The 15630-nt window shown below is 59.1% G+C and carries 11 protein-coding genes; all 11 read right to left on the bottom strand.

Going from position 1 to position 15630, the window contains the following annotated elements:
• Nucleotides 1–30: 30 nt before the first annotated feature.
• On the bottom strand, nucleotides 31–687 hold the full coding sequence (locus ACM6IT_RS03410; RefSeq protein WP_414917506.1) for a c-type cytochrome: 657 nt from the start codon (nucleotides 685–687) through the stop codon (nucleotides 31–33).
• Nucleotides 688–696: 9 nt separating this feature from the next.
• Entirely contained in the window at nucleotides 697–2175 is a 1479-nt protein-coding gene (locus ACM6IT_RS03405) for a flavin monoamine oxidase family protein (RefSeq protein ID WP_414917505.1), read from the bottom strand.
• A gap of 113 nt (nucleotides 2176–2288) precedes the next feature.
• Nucleotides 2289–3653, bottom strand: a complete 1365-nt coding sequence (locus ACM6IT_RS03400) for an NAD(P)/FAD-dependent oxidoreductase (protein WP_414917504.1) — start codon at nucleotides 3651–3653, stop codon at nucleotides 2289–2291.
• A gap of 11 nt (nucleotides 3654–3664) precedes the next feature.
• Nucleotides 3665–4903 (bottom strand): thiolase family protein, encoded by a 1239-nt coding sequence (locus tag ACM6IT_RS03395; protein WP_414917503.1) that lies wholly within the window; start codon nucleotides 4901–4903, stop codon nucleotides 3665–3667.
• A gap of 17 nt (nucleotides 4904–4920) precedes the next feature.
• Nucleotides 4921–6480, bottom strand: a complete 1560-nt coding sequence (locus tag ACM6IT_RS03390) for a class I adenylate-forming enzyme family protein (RefSeq protein ID WP_414917502.1) — start codon at nucleotides 6478–6480, stop codon at nucleotides 4921–4923.
• A gap of 10 nt (nucleotides 6481–6490) precedes the next feature.
• Nucleotides 6491–7624: a saccharopine dehydrogenase family protein gene (locus ACM6IT_RS03385; RefSeq protein WP_108217637.1), complete on the bottom strand. Its 1134-nt coding sequence runs from the start codon at nucleotides 7622–7624 to the stop codon at nucleotides 6491–6493.
• Between the two features lie 53 nt (nucleotides 7625–7677).
• Nucleotides 7678–9183 (bottom strand): acyl-CoA dehydrogenase family protein, encoded by a 1506-nt coding sequence (locus ACM6IT_RS03380; protein WP_414917501.1) that lies wholly within the window; start codon nucleotides 9181–9183, stop codon nucleotides 7678–7680.
• A 243-nt stretch (nucleotides 9184–9426) separates the two neighbouring features.
• Nucleotides 9427–10410, bottom strand: coding sequence for a PAS domain-containing methyl-accepting chemotaxis protein (locus ACM6IT_RS03375; protein WP_414917500.1), 984 nt, complete (start codon nucleotides 10408–10410; stop codon nucleotides 9427–9429).
• A gap of 166 nt (nucleotides 10411–10576) precedes the next feature.
• The gene (locus ACM6IT_RS03370) at nucleotides 10577–11542 is read right to left on the bottom strand and encodes a WD40/YVTN/BNR-like repeat-containing protein (RefSeq protein WP_414917499.1); all 966 of its coding nucleotides are present in this window, start codon (nucleotides 11540–11542) and stop codon (nucleotides 10577–10579) included.
• Nucleotides 11543–11555: 13 nt separating this feature from the next.
• Nucleotides 11556–13970: an efflux RND transporter permease subunit gene (locus tag ACM6IT_RS03365; protein ID WP_414917498.1), complete on the bottom strand. Its 2415-nt coding sequence runs from the start codon at nucleotides 13968–13970 to the stop codon at nucleotides 11556–11558.
• 8 nt (nucleotides 13971–13978) lie between these two features.
• The gene (locus ACM6IT_RS03360) at nucleotides 13979–15625 is read right to left on the bottom strand and encodes a DUF1302 domain-containing protein (RefSeq protein ID WP_414917497.1); all 1647 of its coding nucleotides are present in this window, start codon (nucleotides 15623–15625) and stop codon (nucleotides 13979–13981) included.
• Between the last annotated feature and the right edge of the window lie 5 nt (nucleotides 15626–15630).

Here is a 15630-nt window from a genome sequence, read left to right as displayed (position 1 = left end):
TAGTCTCAATTAAACACTGAAATCAATACATCACTTCGCTACAGGAGCGAGTGCCGCGAGATAGTGGGCAAGCGCTTTGCGATCATCCACGGACAACGTCGCGACAATGGCGGTCATGGCACCTGACGGATCCTTGCGACGCCCCAGCGCAAAAGCATTCAGCTGCGTCAGCAGGTAGTCGTGACCCTGCCCGGCCAACCGAGGGAATTGGTCGCGCCCCATCAGTCCCTCACCATGACAAGCCGCACAGCCACCGCTCACCACCAACTTCTTGCCCTTCTCCTGCAAAGCGGGATCAGTCTTGAAGGACCCGTTTTCAACAGCTGAGTGCCTGGCGAAGAACTGCGAAAGAAGCTGAATGTCAGCCTCACTCAGGCTCATCGCCAGCGGCCCCATGTTCGGGTTGGCTCGCTCGCCGCTGGCGAAGTGGCGCAGTTGCGCCGCCAGGTAAGGCGCCGGCTGGCCGGCCAAGCTTGGGTAGCCCTGATGCAGTGAGTTGCCCTGGGCGCCATGACAACCGATGCAGGCATCGGTCAGGCGTGGCCACTGTCCACCATCAGCCACCGCCGTCTCGTTGGTAGTACTGATGTGAGTCATCAGGCGATAGAGATCGAGCAGGTCCCGGCCGTAAACAGCCAGCAGGCCGGCAACGACCGTAATAAATCCCAGCAACATCCACTTTTTCATATTCACCTCCTATACCCGACGCAGGGCGTTGAGGGCTTGCAGGGCACTCTGGTGGCCCGCGCGCACGGCACCATCCATGTAACCGGCCCAGATATCAGCAGTCTCGGTACCGGACCAGATCAGATTGCCGCAGGCCTGACGCAGCGCCTCGCCATGGGTGGTCCAGAATCCCGGAGGAATGGCCGAAACGCAGGTGATCGACCATGGATCGTCCCGCCCCCAATCCTGATCGTGGTAGGCCACAGGCTGCAGCGCTTCGTCCCCCCAGGCGCGCGCGTAGAGTTCCGTAAGAATGCGCTTCGCCGTTGCAGGGTCCGAGGGCAGATTCGCGTTGGAGATGAAGGCATTGATAACGCCCACTTCCCCATTGGGCGGCGAGTTATCCCAGGCCCAGATAATGGGACCGTTGAGCATGATGATGTGCCCATTCAGGCCCTTGTCGCGCCAGAACGGCCGGGAATACACCATGGCCGTCTTGCGCGCCGGTGAGTGAGCTGGCCAGGCACGCTGCAGAGCGGCGCGTGCCTGCGGCAGAGGCGGATCGAACTGCACCTGGTTGCAGAGGGCAGGATGGATGGCCACGATAACCTTGCGCGCACGCACTAGCCCTTGGTCCGTGTGAAGCGTGACGACCTCGCGATCCCAGTCGACAATCCTGCGGACCGGGCACTGCAAGCGCACCTTGCCCCCCAGTTGCCCGGCCATTCTGGTGCTGAGAATCTGTGAGCCGCCGACAAAGCGAGTACCCTGGGCGCTGTCCTTGATCGAGTCGAGCTTTTCGTAGTCGCAACTGGCCGAATTGACCATGGACAGGAAATGCAGCAGCCCCATTTTGGCCGGGGCTACACCACCACTCAGTATCATGCTGGCATCCCAGCCCGGCTGATCCTCAGGCTTGATGTTTTGCTGTGCCAGCCAATCGCCAACCGAGAGTTTGTCCAGCTTCGCAGCCTCGGGCGATTTCCAGGGGGCTCCCGAGGGCACATTGCGCGAAAGCTCGCTCAGCTTTTCAGCGACAGTCATGTCGGTGCCGAAGGTCCCCTTGAGATCGACATCGAGGCGGCCGTCGCCGCCGAGAATAACCGTATTGCCTTCGTAGAAGCTCGGGAAAGTTCCAACCTCCAGTTGCCGGGCGAGATCCTCAACCGCAGTCTGACCGGGCCCGATCCACTGGCCACCGACCTCGGAGACATGGCCGTTGCCCATATCGAAATTGAGGGTTCGACCTCCCACGCGGTCCCGCGCCTCGAGGACCACGAAGGACTGGCCGCCAGCCAGCTGCAGATCCCGGGCGGCAGTCAATCCTGCCAGTCCAGCGCCTATGATGGCGACGTCCAGAACATCGTTCGCCTCGCCAGTGGCTGCACCGGCATGTGCCAGACCCACGTTCAGGCCGAAGCCGCCTATGGCGACGGAGGCTCCGGCGAGTTTCAGAAATTGTCTACGTTTTGAATCGGGTCCGGTATCAGAGGTAGGCCTCTTGGCCATGGCTAATGCCTCACGCAGCGGTTAATTGAGATCACTGACCAACAGGTATTTCGCTGCACAACACCGCGAAGCGAACATGATCAGTCACATGGAAAACATCAGAACAACGACGATCAGTTGTGCCGCTGCAGGGCCCTCCAGTTCGTCCACTCATCAAGAGCTTTGGCCGCCACAAGGCCAACATTCATGGCGCACCACTGCAGGGGTTCGGGAAGCATTGAAGGCGTCTTGTGGTGCAAGGCTTCCATTAACGGATTCTCGACACCACTGATTCGCTCGGCGAGTAGCAGCCCCATGAGCGATTGGGTCGCAACACCGTGCCCCGCACACCCAGCCGTGTAGAGGATGTTTTGCTGTGCCCCGGTTGCGCCCACCACCGGCAGAGCGTCGTACGCCATGCTGACGTAACCACTCCAGCAAGATTGGATTCCAAGGCCGCGCAGGGTCGGGAAGCGCTCGTGCAGCGCCTGCCCCAAGGCGCGATAGGCGCTGGCGTCCGGTACGTTGGGCGTCTTCGAGCCATAGACGTAACTGAGCTGCTTGGTGGTCAGCACCAGCGTGTTACGTGCAGTCAGGCGGTGACTCTCCATCGTTATATGCGGCGTCACTATGCCTTCGCGCCCTTGCCAGCCGAGCGATGACAACTGCTTCGCGGACAACGGCCGGGTTTCGATCGCAGAAACCCGGAAAGGCGCGACCTTATCGCGCAAAAGGCCCAGCTGTGGGGTAAAGGCGTTGGTGGCCAGCACCATGATTGGCGCACTCGCGCTACCGTGCGAGGTCTTGCAGGTGATGGTTCGTCCCTCACTCCAGGACAGCAGCGGAGTTTGCTCGTACAGCTTCACGCCCGCCTGAATCGCTGCACGGCGCAACCCCAGCACATATTTGCCCGGGTCCAGTGTGCCGCCGTGCTGGGTGCAACCGAACAGGAAGGCTGGTGGAATCCCGCGTGCACGCATCTCGGCCTGATCCACGAAGCGCGTGACCGAACCCAGATCGAGCCCTACTTCCATGCTCTTGCGCAGTCGCTTTTCCTGCGAGGGATGAACGGCGGCGCGGATGAGCCCGGAAGGGTTGTAGTCGCAGTCGATGCCTAGCTCGATCAACCGCTTTTCCACATAGGGGACGCCCGCATCGTAGAAACGAACGATCTGCTTCGCCCGGTCGCGTCCCACCCGACTGACGAACAATTCGAACTCAAGCCCCATGCTGCCGGCAAGATAGCCCGCATTACGTCCACTGGCGCCAAAGCCGGCAAATTCTTGCTCCAGGACGATGACCTTGACCCCGCGAGCCGTCAGCTCCAGTGCGGTGGACAGACCAGCGAAGCCGGCACCGACCACTATCACATCGGCGCTGACATCGTCCTGTAGTTCCGGTTGCAGATCGTCCGGCTTATCCAGCCACCCACCGAAGCGTCGAAACTGCCCCGGATCGGTGAGGGTAATGAGGTTTTCTTTGCGATGGTGAGTAGACATGACGGGTTCTCCTAGCGACTCAGAATATGGACAGCCACAGCGCCTTCCTCGATGCCGATCAGCCCCCCTCCGTTTTCCTGGATCGCATGGCGTGCGCCCTGGACCTGGCGAGCCCCTGCCTCGCCCCGCAGTTGCATGGTCAACTCGAACAACTGGCCAATGCCCGTTGCGCCGAGCGGGTGACCTTTGGATTCCAGGCCACCAGAGGGGTTGATCGGTATCCGACCGCCCACGGTGAAGTCACCGCGCTCGGCACAGATCCCGCCTTGCCCCAGGGGCGCCAGACCGAGATTTTCCGACTGAATGATCTCGCCCATCGCGGAGGCATCATGGACCTCGGCGACATGCATGTCCTGCGGACCTAGCCCGGCGATCTCATAAGCCTCGAGCGCGGCCAGGCGACTGACATGCTTCTCCGGTTCGGCCAGGTCGCGCAGGGTGAAACTGCGGATCACGCTGGCGGCGATCCGCACGCAACGTTTGGGGTCGGCACCTATGCGTCGCAAGCCCGCCTCGGTGCAGATGATCGCGGCTGCAGCGCCGTCGGTCATCGGTGCGCACATCGGCAGGGTGATCGGATAGGTGATGGGCGGCGCGGCCAGCACTTCTTCGATGGTGAATGGCTTGCGAAACTGCGAATAGGAGTTGTGCACCGAGTGATTGTGATTCTTGGCACACACTGCGGCGATCTGACGCTGGGTGGTGCCGTAGGTCTTCATGTGCCATCGGCACATGGCCGCGTAGATGGCCATGAACTTGCTGTACGGCCGATCGGACTCGGAGCCCGCCGGAACGACAACGCCCTCCCCCATCTTCACTAGCGTCGCGTAGTTTTCCTCGGCGGTGGAGACATCCCAGCCAGCCTCGAACAAGGAAAGCGTTTTCATCTTGTCGGGGACAACCATCTTCTCGGCGCCCAGGGCCAGCGCCACGTCGGTGGCGCCGGCGCGCAGGCTCTGCACCGCCAGATGAACGGCGGTACTGCCCGAAGCGCAAGCGTTTTCGACGTTGTAGATCGGCACCCCTTCAATGCCGATCTTGCTACACACCACCTGCCCGGGGATCGACAGTTGCCCCTGCAATTGGCCGTTGGTAATGCCAGCGTAGAAGACGGCACCGATGTCGGAGCGCTGGGCGCGGGCATCCGTCAGCGCACCATTGAGGGCCTCCAGAGCCATGTCCTGGAGGCTGCGATTCGGATGGCGCCCGAACTCTGTCATGGCGATGCCGGCAATATAGATTGGTTCCATCAGATGACTCCTGGACTTCAGATTTGCCGTTTAGCGTCTTGCCAATAACGGGCACGCAGGTCTTTCTTCAGCACCTTGCCGACCGGGCTGCGCGGCAGGGACAGCACTATGTCCACCGTCTTGGGTGCCTTCACCGAGCCCAACTGTTCCTTGCACAGGGCAATCAGCGCTTGCGCGTCGATGGTTTGACCCTCGTTCAACTCGATGACGGCTTTTACCGCCTCGCCCCACGTCTCGTCCGGCACACCGATCACCGCACAGTCGCGCACAGCGGGATGCCCCCAAATCACCTGCTCGACCTCACTCGGATAGACGTTGAAGCCACCCGAAATGATCATGTCCTTCTTGCGGTCGGTGATATGCAAATAACCATTGGCGTCGAGATGCCCGATATCGCCTGTGTGCAGCCAGCCATCGATGATGGTTTCGGCCGTCTTCTGCGGGTCCTTGTAATAGCCCTTCATGATCAGATCGCCGCGCACACAGATCTCACCGGTTTCTCCCTGCGGCAGGATCTCGTTGTCGTCACTCATGATCTCGACGCGAACCAGGGGATTGGGTCGGCCGACGGAGGACAGCCGCTCATCACCTGCAACATGTCCATCTACAAAGTGCTCGCCCGGCGTTAGATGCGCGATTGCGCCTGGCGCTTCGGTCTGCCCGTAGCCCTCCATCATGACTGGCCCGAAGACCTCGATCGCGTGACGCAGCTTTTCAATCGACATCGGCGCCGCGCCATAGAGGAAGTAGCGTAGAGACGAGAAGTCGACCTTCTTGTTCAGATCGGGAATATCGAGCAGCCGGTAGATGACGGTCGGCGGCAGGAAGAACTCCGTCACCTTGTACAGCGGGATCGCCGCGAGCAGCAGTTGCGGTTCCGGCTTCGTGATCACGACAACCGTGCCGCCCCTGGCCGTGCAGGGCATGGATAACATGCCGGCGGTGTGGGTCATCGGCGCCGCCGCCAGATTTACCGGCCTGGCGTTGGCCGGATAAGGGGTATTGATCATGAAGTGCGCAAAGCTGGTCTGCACACTGCGATGCGTGTTCATGACGCCCTTGGGCAAGCCCGTCGTCCCGCCCGTGGGACCCACCCAGATTACGTCGTCCGGATCAACGTCCACCTGTGGGTCAGTAGCCGGCTGCTGCGCGACGAAGTGCTTAAGAGACTCGGCACCTTCTACCTCGCCGTCAATGCAGATCCACCTGCGGATCTTGGGCAGCTGCGGCCGCAGATCCGCAATCACTTCGGTAAACTCGCGCTGAAAGAACAGGATCTCGCAATCGAAAGCGTCCAGCACGTAACGGTTTTCCTCGAGCGCGTTGCGCGCGCCCACCGGAATCCAACACAGATTGGCGCGCCACAGGCCCAGCGCACAAAGCCAGGCCGTCACATCGTTGGCCGCCCAGACTGCACCCTTGACGCCGGATGCGAATCCCTGCGCCAAGAGCGCATTGGCGATGCGACAGGATAGTTCCCCCGCCTCAGTGAAAGTCGTGACCTTGTCGTCCTGGATGTACGCCGCGCCGTGCGGATTGATCCGCCAGCCACGGTCGAAAAAATCAATAATCGCCATCTTCGTCACTTCACAGTTGGGTAATGGTGGCGCGTGCCAGGCCGCGCTGCTCGAGGAAGCCGAGCATGTAGCGGTGACCGAAGGCCTTCGAGGACGAGGCGAAACCCACCTTGGCGACATCGTTGTCCAGCAGCTTGGCCACTGCCGCGGCTTGCAGGGCGCCGGTGGCGATGTAGGGGGTGATGCCGTGCACGGTCGCCCGGACTGCCGCCAGTTGACCGCGGCCGATCGCGAAGTCCACTGTGCGCTGCAGGGTGCTGCGCTCACGAGGCGGCATGCTCGGCGTGGTCGAATCCACCAGACTCTGGATCACCTCATCCTGCTGTTCTTTCGGCAGGTGCTTGTATTCGGCTTCCCACTTCTGCCCCAGCGCGTGGACACTCTTCATCACAGGGTTGTCGTAGAAGCCGACGCAGGACATGCAGCTGCGCACACGCGCATCCTGCTCGAAATACACTGGCAGCGAGGTTCCGCCCCAGGGCAGGCAGAACACCGACTCCATCAGATTAGGGCAAACGATGTTGAAGCTGGCGTTGGGCGCATACGGAACCAGCGCCTTGTCCCACAGATAGGAGCCCTGATGGCGAAAGCCTTCGAAGATGGTGGCGGTGGAGCCTACGGTCACACCGGCGGCACCGACACGCGGCCCACGGGTCAGGGTCGCGGTTTCCAGGGAGTCCACGCCGGGGGTTTCCAGGGCCAGCTCGGCAGCGATCTCGGCGAAGGTGTACATGTAGGCGAGCGACGGCGACAGCAGCAGGCCGGCCTGGCGGAACAACTCGCCGAACTCATCACGCAGTGCACGAATGTGCTCCTGCTCACCGGCAGGGTCCAGGTAGTGACAGCCCGCCTTGAGCGCGGCCTCGACCGTCACCTTGCCGAAATTGACGAACGGGCCGACGGTGTTGCAGACCACGCGCGCGCCCTTGAACACCTTTACAAGCGCTTCGACCTCGTGCGGGCACTCGATGATTTCATATTTGGCCGACTCCAGGCCGACGACGCGTTGCGCCATCATTTCCTGGGCACGACCGGCGTTGCGCGCCACAGCTGTGAAAGGAATGTTCTGGTCGATCAGCCAGTCCATGGTCAGCATGCCGGTGTAACCACTGGCGCCATAGACAACAACAGGATATTTGGCCATCTCGTGTTCCTCGCTTTCTTATTGGATGATTTTTGTTGGGTGTTTTGGTCGGCTCAGCCCTGGGCCCAACCTTCGGCATAGAGCTGCTGGGCCAGCAACCCCAGGCGCATGGTCAGGACACGGTTTTCCCCGTCCTCGATCAAAGCGGCCTGTGTGTCTCGCAACAGCTTTTCGATCGGGTATTCGCGCGTGGTCCCGTTACCCCCGAAAAGGCGGAAGGCTTCCTCGACAACGGCCAACGCCTCTTCAGTCACCGTGACCTTGGCGGAGGCAGTGGCGTAAGGGTGGGTTTGCGGCGACAGACGAGCAAAGCTCAGCGAACGACGAGCCACGGCGCGGGCGATCTCTACGCGGCGCAACATTTCGCCCAGACGCAGGCGCGTCATCTGATGGTCAATCAACATCTGACCGCCCTGGCGACGCTCATGGCAGTATTGCAGCGCATACTCGAAGGCTGCCCGAGCGACGCCAGTGAAGACTTGGCTCATGTGAGTACCGGCATAGGACCAGGACGAGCTGACGGCGCCGTAGTAGGCATCTCGCTCGGCGATGGCAAAGCGCCGAGGTACCCGCACACTGTCAAAATAGATCTCACCTTGAGGCAAGGAACGCTGCCCGATCTTGTCCAGCGGCTTGCCCTTGGAAACCCCCTTGAGGTCCAGCGGGATGACCACGGCGATGCCATGGGGCAGTCCGTTGCTATCGAAAAAGCCGTCGCCGTAGTCGGCGCACATCAGGCCAAAGGCGACCTGCGCCACTGCGCCATTGGACACCCAGGCCGAGCTCTGTCCATTGATGATGATCTCGTCGCCGACGACCTTTGCGGTCAGGTTGCCGATGTTAGCCTGCTGCCCCGCAGGCCAATCGCGCGCTATATCGAAGAGTTGATTGTCGCTCCCTCGATCAGGCTGGGTGGCCATCCAGCAACCGATTCGGCCCTGACAAAGCTCCACCAGTTCAGCATTGCCGGCAGCGGCCGCCATCTGTAGCGGGAAACCGGCACAGCCGAGAGAAACCGCCAGACCTGCATCACCCCAGCCAAGCTCTTCACCAATCAGGGATTCGATCCGCACCGCCATTTCCGGCGGCAGCTCCGCCAGCAGCGCGGGATCCAATCCCAGCTTGGCGTACTCACTGAAGAGTGAGTAATAAGGCGAGCCAGGAGCGATGACCTCCTCGGCTTTCATCCGGTCCAGTTCACGACCCAGCGGCCGCAGCACCTCCTTTGAGAAACGGTGTACCGAGGCCTGGATCGCTGCTTCTTCTTCGCTCAGGGGGGATTCGAAACCGGACAACCCGGCAGCCGGCAACGTCATGGTGGATTTGAGCGTAATCATCAGAGCACCCTCGCCGGAACCGGCCCGCAAGTCATTGGCTGGCGACCGCCCAGGCAGTTGAGTTCGATAGTGGATGGGGCCTTTGGCGTTTCGCCCAGAAAGCCTCTGGCAACGGCCAAGCCGTTGTTCGGACAGGAACCAGCCTTGGAATTTTTCATGTTCGACCTCCTGGGGGCCTTTTGTTGTTTTGTCGACTTTAACAAGGAGTTTTATTTTACGCAACGACTGTTATGTTAATAATAATCGCGCACAAGACTTTCCCTGAAAGCGAGCCCTTATGGTTCGCCAGTCGTTCAACCGGTAGATGGAAGGCCCAGCGCAGGCACCACCTGACAACAGGCCAAAAATACGAGGTGCCCTGCTCATCCAGCGGGTTCCTGATATGCAGGCTGTGGGAGCAACGGACACTTGCGCGCAGATAAATCCGCTATGCAGGGTGCTCCGAAAGGACGCCCTCTCCGATGGCTAAAGCGCCTTTGAAGAGAGCATTTCCTGAATCGTCTGAGTGGCTTCTCGAGTTCTGCCCGCGAGCTTCTTCACTTCATCTGCCACTACGGAAAATCCGCGCCCCGCATCACCAGCTCGTGCCGCTTCGATTGCTGCATTGAGGGCGAGCATGTTGATCTGGTCAGTGATGCTCTTGATCACGTTCACGACCTGCGAAATCTGTTCGTAAGTTGTCTGTATGCCAGCCAACTCCCGCGCGCGTATCGTTTGGGCAAGCTTTTCGTCCGAGATATCACGTACGGCCCCGATGATGCGGCGGAGCCTGCCACTGCGATCCATCACGCCCTGGCCCCTTTCGCGGTACCAGATCTCTCCTTTGAATTTGTGCCTCATTCGGTACTCGACCGTATAGCCTGAGTAAGGGTCTGCGGCATTGAGGTATTCCGTCACCACCTTCATGACATGCTTCAGATCATCCGGATTGACGATTGAAAAATACCCCTCCCAGTCATCCTTGAAATCCTGTTCCGAATAGCCCACGAGCTCGCGGAACTGCTTCGACCAGCGAAGCTGGTTTTCAGGGTGATCCGGATTTCCGTCAACAATAAACAGTTCCCAGCAAACCTCTGTGAGCGCATTCTTGGTCACTTCCCAGACCTGTTCCTTTTCCCTGCATGAAACCAACTGCTCATTCAGATCGGATAGCTTCAGGTTGCTCTCCTTGATCTCACATTGAAGCTCGTGCATTTCATCCCGAGCGGCTTGCAGACAATTTTTCAGATCACTGACAAGGGCACTTTCAGAGTCATCTGATCTCTGACCAGCACTGTCATGCTCCTGATGGTTGAGCCGCCGCTCTAGCCCATCGAAGCTGTCAGCCAACCATGGATATTTGTTGATCAACCCCCCTTGGAAATCGGGAGCTGGCTGTCCACTCAACAGCGACGATATTCGCGAGCTGACCTCTTCAGCCAGACGCTTGAGCTTTCTTCCGGAAAACATGGGTCCTCCTTAAAAAACAGTCGAATTCATGATTGGCTGATTTCAAAAAAAAGGGACCGGACGTCGGATCCGACGAGGTCCCTCAAAGGGAGGAATCAAAATCAGCTATGGGGTCAAAGAACAGAGTCAACAACTCGCCTTTCCAGCGACGTCTCGAGAGATGCCTTTACTTGATTTGTACCGGCACCACACCACGTCGAGAAAACAGAACGGGATAGTCATTGCCGCTGAGTAATGCAGCCGTCAGCGAAACGCCATCGGGCGTCTTCTGCTCCTGGAAACTCCCTCCCCCATCGCTGCTGCGTACCATCAGCCCATCCAGACCGACCACGACTACCTGCTTTCCTGACACCGCGATGGCCGTGATCGAACTCTTGCTCTCCAGGGGCACGCGTTGCCAAACCTGTCCGTCCGCAGTGCCATGCAGCAGTGTGCCGCGTTGGCCACCGACCAGCAGGGTGCCATCGGCCAACACGGCTCCCGACCAAAGCGTGCCCTCATAGCCGGTATCCAGATAGCTCCAGCTTTTTCCATAGTCATCGGAACGCAACACCTGGCCTCGTTCGGCAGCGGCATACACGCTGCCGCGAACGTCGACGAAAAGCCCCATCAAGTTCAGATCGGCACGGCTAGATCCCGGTGGGGCTTTAAGCTTCTGCTCATCCCAGGTTTTTCCGCCGTCATCGGTCGTCAACACCAGTGACCAAAGGCCGACGGCGACACCTTGTTCGGCGTTGAAAAAATGCACAGCGAACAGTGGCCGATCCTCATTGCTGGACAGTCGTTGAATCTGCCAGGAGTCACCGCCGTCGTTGCTGGCCAGAATTGCCCCCCAGTGACCAACCGCCCAACCTTGCCTGGAATCGACGAATGAAACACCGGTCAGTGGCGTGGACAACGGTACCGAGCTTGCCTGATGGAAGCTTTTCCCTTGATCATCGGAAAGCAACACTATGCCATGATCGCCAACGGCGACCACACGATCCTTTGCCCATGCAGCATCCAGAAAGGTGGCCTGCGTGGCGTTGCTCGAAGGGACTGCCGGCACAGTTTCCAATGCAGACGCCTGAAGTGTGACCAGTGGCAGCACTGCAGCGAGTAAAGTCCCCATGAATGAAATCATGTATCGCATATTGCTTTTCTCCTCAGTGCGCCAGTGCGCCGACCATGCGCACAGCGCGCTTACGCGGGAACACCCGCTCGAGCCAGACTGCGAAAGCCGGTAACACGGTCATGGCCATGACCATGTTGACCATGAACATGAAGGCGAGCAGCTTGCCCATATCGGCCTGGAACTTGAGGTCGGAGAACGCCCAGGTGGCGACGCCGACTGCCAGAGTAATCGCGGTAAAGATGGTTGCCACACCGACTTCGAGCAAGGCGTGCTCGACAGCCTTGGCGATCGGCAGGCCTAGAGACTGATGTAGTTGCATGCGGTTGTAGATGTAGAAGGCGTAGTCAACACCGATGCCAACCGCCAATACCATCACCGGCAGCGTCGCGATGGTCAGACCGATCTGTAGTTCCTTCATGAACCAATAGCCAATAAAGGTGCCAATGGTCAGAGGAAGACAACACACCAGTACAGCGCGCAGATCCCGATAAACGACAAATACCAGCAGCGCGATTGCGGCATAGACATACAGCATCATTGGTGTCTCACTTTTTTCAACTTCCTCGTTGATGGCTGCGATCACCCCTGCATTACCCGAGGCCAGTCGCACCGTCACCCCTGGCATCGAGAATTCGCGACGAAAGGCCTTGGCAGCCTCGATCACCTTGTTGATAGTCGTTGCCTTGTGGTCCGCCAGATACAGGTGTACGGCGGCCATGCTGCAATCAGAACGCATGATTCCCGGAATACGAGCCACTTCGGTAGCCAACGAGGAGTAGTTCGCCGGATCGATGGGCACCGCATTCATTTTCGGATTGCCCTCGTTATAACCCTCGTTGAACTGGCGCATGCTGGTGGAAAATGCGGCAACCGACACCACTCCGGGTACGCCTTCCATTGCCCACACAAAGCGATCCTGGTACTGACCCAAGGCGACCTCTTCGCAGGCGACTGAAGCGCCTTCACCAGACTTGCCCGGATTGACCTCGAAGACGACGCTTAGCCAATCCAGGCCAATGTCGTAGTTGCTGGCGATGGCTACTGCATCACGGTTGAAGCGAGAATCCTCACGCAATTCCGGTGCACCTGCCTGCAGGGAACCAACGACTCGATCATGGCTTTGCCAGACCGCCGCGAGAAAGACGAGCAAAGCAACACAAAGCACCCATTTGGCATTACGCCATTCGGTGAGCCTGACCAGTCCATGCAACCAACGGGCACGGCGTTGACGGGAGGTCTCCTCGGTCGCGGCGTAGTCACCGTCGACCTGCAGCATCGACGCCACCAACGGCAACATCACCAGATTGGTGATGATCTTGAAGGACACACCGAGCGACGCGGTGATGGCCAACTCGCGTACCATCGGAATCGGGATCAGCACCAACGTTACAAAGGAAACAAAAGCGGTCACCAGTGCCAGCGTGCCGGGGATCAGCAAACCGCTGAAGCTGGAACGCGCCGCCTCCTCGACGCACTTGCCATGGGCGATTTCCCGCACGATGAAATTTATCTGCTGCACGCCATGGGACACGCCGATGGCGAACACCAAAAAGGGCACCAACACGGCAAGCGGGTCGAGGCCATAGCCAAGCAGCCTTAGACTGCCAAACTGCCAGACCAGCGACGCCAATGAACACCCCACTGCCAGCAGAGTGAAACGTACGGAGTGGCAGTACCAGTACACCGCAGCGGCCGTCAGCAGCAATGCCAGCAGGCAAAACTCCAATACTGCAGACGCGCCATCGGCAATATCGCCGATCTGCTTCGCAAAGCCGATGATCTGAATTTCGAAATCACCGTCCTCGAACTGCTGACGAATTTGCTTTTCCAGGACCTGGTTGTAGGCCACATAGTCCAGACGCGCGCCAGTGGCATCAAACTCGTTGAGTTCGACGGTGATCATCGCGCTGCTCTGATCCCGCGAGACCAGCGTGCCGATAAAGCCCCCCTGAGCCGTCGAATCGGCGATCCTGGCAATGGTTTCATCATCGAGGCGTTCGGGGGTTACCGTACCCGGTACAAGTGGATCTGCACGGAAGCCCTCCTCGGTTATCTCGTTGACGAAAGCGTTCGGCGTCCACAACGAACGCACACTGCTACGCGAAACATTGGGCAGAAAGGTCACTGCCTGAGTGACGTCATACAGACGCTTGAGAGCCGTCCCGCTCCAGATCTTGCCTGCGCGGGCCTTGACCACGATGGTCAGGCGATTCGCCCCCAACAGGTCATTGCGGTACGCCTCGAACGTTTCTACATATTCATGGCCGATGGGCAGCTGCTTTTCAAAGCCCGCATCCATACGCAACTGAACAGCAAACCAGGCCATGATCAGAGTGAAGATGACCAGACTAGCCAGTACTGGCCGGCGATGCCCGAAAAGCCAATTTTCGATGCAAGGCAGCACGCCACGCCCCCGTTTGAAGGGCACTTTTACAGAAGTATTCACGACATGCCTCACAGAGTGCGCGAAATCACGAAACCGACATAGTCGCGATCACCCAACAATTGATCGTAGGGGGTATCGCCCCCCATGAATTTCGCGTAGTTGAAAGAGACCTGCCAACTCGCGGGGTTACGCACGAAGTTCAGATACAGGTTCATACTGCTGGCACCTTCGGTAAAGGTTGCAGACAGATTGGGTGTCCGTCCGCCCAGGGAGCGCGAATAGAAGATCCCTGGCGTGACCTGCCAACCCGGAAGCAACGTCCCGTCATAGGTGAGGCTGAAATCCACATTGACGCCCGATGAGGTTTTGTCGCCCTTGGCCGTTGGTGGTGTTGATGGATCCAGCTGCCAGGTGTTCAAACCCGCGGAAATCAGCTCACCGTTGACGCTGTCATGCAGATCGGGATACTTCACGACCACCAATTCAGACAGCAGGGTGCCCGTGCTGGCGCCAGTGAAGTCAAGCAGTCCTGGGGAGTTGGAGGGTGTCAGGCTGTATAGGCCGGTCAGGTGCCACTGGAATTTTTTCTGGTCGTCCCAGCATTTGCCGCCATTGTTTGCACAGAGATCAAGAACAGGGTTGAGTGGCACCGCATCCTTGGGACGGTAGGACAACTCCGTGCCGACAGCCCAGTCGCCAATCGGCATGTTGGCGCTGATGCCATAGAGCATGCGATCTTCCGGATATACCCACTTTTGCGAAAGGGCGAAGGTCTCCGGATCGAGCACCTGCACCGTCAGCGACGGCAGCTTTTCGTGATAGCGCATCACGTAAAGGCCGAGATTGAGATCGGTGTCATCCGGTTGCCAACGCAGCGAGATGCCCCACTGTCCGCTATCCCGAGCATGCTTATCGTCGAACCCGTAGGATTGCATGCCCTCACCGAGCCCGTGAGTGGTCGACCAGTAACTGCCAACGGGCGGCAACTCGCTCTTGTTCCAGCCGAACTGATAGTAGGCCTCAATGTTCAGACCTGAACCCAGACCCGAAGCGAGGCTGAGCATCGGGGCCGGCAGCACGGCTTCCTTGAGTTGGACACCAGGACGCGCGAGAGCCTGGTAATCGTAAGCGTTGGTGTTGTTGATGCCACCCACCACGAACAGGCTTTCGCCCCAGTTGATCACCTGGTTGCCCAAGCGAGCCCGTACGCGCTGATCGCCGACATCGAAGCTCTTGCTCACCCACAGGTCGAGCAGGCGAGCCTTGAATTCGAGGTCGTCACGCGCATCATTGGTAAGACCGTCGCTGCCAACGCCCGGAGGTGTGTTGAAAGACAGGGCGCCGGTGGTATCGGTGGCGGCGAAGTCACGAATCCAGCTTCCACGCGCCATGAAGGTGAAGTCCTCCGGTAACTTCAGCAGCAACTCATGGGAGCCTTTGATGTAGTTGGTGAACAGGTCACCCTTGTCGTAGTTCAAGTTGCCCTGATCACCAATGCCAGAAGTTTGTGCCAGGCAACCACTGGGCGGGTTGTGTCCGGTAGCGCCGGTGTTGACCAGATTGCAGGATTGCGAATCGGTGCGCAGGCCCATGCCCAAGGCGATGGTGGAATCGAATGAACCACGGATGTTCTCGGTTTCAAACGTGAACGCCATTGCCAAAGGGGTTGCACACGCGATGACAAGGCCTGATGCTTTTGTGATTATTTTTTTCATGATGG

This window comes from Pseudomonas sp. IT-P4, from assembly GCF_949767755.1.
Classification (GTDB): Bacteria; Pseudomonadota; Gammaproteobacteria; order Pseudomonadales; family Pseudomonadaceae; genus Aquipseudomonas; species Aquipseudomonas monachiensis.
This window is presented reverse-complemented; position numbering and strand designations above follow the sequence as displayed.